This window comes from Pseudomonas sp. JV245A (genome assembly GCF_032424515.1).
Lineage (GTDB): Bacteria > Pseudomonadota > Gammaproteobacteria > Pseudomonadales > Pseudomonadaceae > Aquipseudomonas > Aquipseudomonas protegens.
The window spans coordinates 1-434 of record NZ_VYKE01000552.1 but is presented as its reverse complement, the minus strand read 5'-3'; the positions used below and the strand labels follow the sequence as shown (position 1 = coordinate 434).

The 434-nt window shown below is 65.2% G+C and carries 1 protein-coding gene; it reads right to left on the bottom strand.

The genetic code is table 11. The annotated features are described in order from the left end of the window. A partial coding sequence (locus tag F6S12_RS32980) for a TetR/AcrR family transcriptional regulator (RefSeq protein WP_315870021.1) occupies window positions 1–413 on the bottom strand: 413 nt, incomplete at its 3' end. Window positions 414–434: the final 21 nt, after the last annotated feature.

Here is a 434-nt window from a genome sequence, read left to right as displayed (position 1 = left end):
CCGGTCGGGGTGCCCAGCAACTGCACCAGCTGTTGTTCGTAGCGTTCGCGCAATTGCCCGACCCGCAGTTGCTGGTCGGGATTGAGGCAGCCGCTGTCGCGCTCCACCAGGCGGAAATGCCGCGGCAATTCCCGATGCAGCTTCAGGTGGGCGCGGATCAGCGCCGGCAGGCAGTCGCCCTGCAACTTGCGCCGTTGCAGGCGCTTGAGGGTGCTGTGCAGCTCATCGAAGAACTCCTCGATCAGGTCCAGCAACAGGTGCTGCTTGCTCGGGTAATGGTGGTACAGCGAGCCCGGGGTCAGCCCCAGATGGCTCGCCAGCTCACGCATGCCGACCTGGCCGAAGCCCTTGCTGGCGAACAGCTCCAGGGCCTTGTCGCGGCTTTCGGCAAAGCGTGAGCAGCGCTCAGCCATAGTGATGGAAACCCCGACCGG